Below are 1,195 nucleotides of genomic sequence, written 5' to 3' on the forward strand. Positions count from 1 at the left end.
TGTGGGCGTGGGCGTGGGGCAGCCCGGAGGGATCTCGGACGGGGTGCCGGTGGGCGGCTCGGTGCCGGTGTCCGGAACCTCCGTCGGGCAGTCCGGGGAGGTGGTGCCCGGCTCGCTGGGGGTGCCGCTGTCCTCGTCCGAGTCGCTCGGACTGGGGCTTGTCGGCGTGAGTGTGGGCGTAGGTGTGGGGGTGGGCGGCGGCGGGGGCACCACGCGGTCCTCGTCGCCGTCGTGGTCGCCCGTCTTCCGCTCGATCCACGTGTTGTTGACGATGTTCACGATGGTGATGTTCACGATGATCTTCGGTGCCGGTGTCACGACGATCACCTGTGCCGGGCGGTAGCCGGACCACGGCTTGCCCTGGTGGCTGGGGGTGCCCTTGAACGCGACCGGCGGCTTCAGCGGGTTCCCGCAGGCGCATCGCACGCGCGGCAGCCCCCGGTTGTCGACGAGGACCGCGGTGCCCGTCTGCAGCACGGACTGGAAGCTGGTGGCCCCGCCGTCGCGGTAGCCGTGGTTGGTGACGCGGGTGTCGGCACGCAGCACGACCGGCGTCAGGCCGCGCAGGAAGCCCGGAATGTCGGCCTGGGAGATGCCCGACGCCTGCGCGAAGGCGCGGCCCTTGCCCTGGTCGGCGGTGAGGAAGCGGACCTGGGCGTCGACGTCGCAGCTGGCCAGGGAGTGCGTGCCGCCGTACAGACCCGGCGTGCCGCCCGAGAGGGAGCGCACGCCCTGGGCCGTGGGCGAGGAGGTTCCGGTCGGCGAGGGTTGCGGCGAACGGGTGACGGGCGAGGGGGTCGCCGTGGACGTCGCGGTGGAGTCGGTGAACGGATCGGGGCCCTGTGCGGCGGCCGGCTGCATGAACAGTTCCGGTCCGCCGTCGGCGGAGTTCTTGTCGCCTCCGCCGGAGCATCCTGCTACGGCGAGGGCCGCGGATATCGCGAAGGCCGTCGCATAGGTCCTGGTGGGCCTGGTGGGCACACGCACCGTGCTCTCCCGCCTGTTATCGGGCACTTTGCCCCCATTCTCTGAGGCAGTCGGGGCATGCGCGCAAGCCGGGAGGGGGCCCGGCAGTTTTGGGCGCAAGATGGCCTTGTGGAGTGGTTCACCGCAGATCAGTACTGGCTCAGCCGCCTCGTCTTCCAGCGGGCGCTCGCCGCGGTCTATCTCGTCGCGTTCCTGGGTGCGGCGCTGC

1 protein-coding gene is annotated in these 1,195 nt (G+C 71.6%); it reads right to left on the reverse strand.

Annotated features, from left to right (window positions below; genetic code table 11):
* A partial coding sequence (locus tag ACZ5CR_RS46240) for a DUF6777 domain-containing protein (protein ID WP_468869999.1) occupies positions 1–987 on the reverse strand: 987 nt, incomplete at its 3' end.
* Between the last annotated feature and the right edge of the window lie 208 nt (positions 988–1,195).

Source organism: Streptomyces sp. NPDC031274 (genome assembly GCF_055570235.1).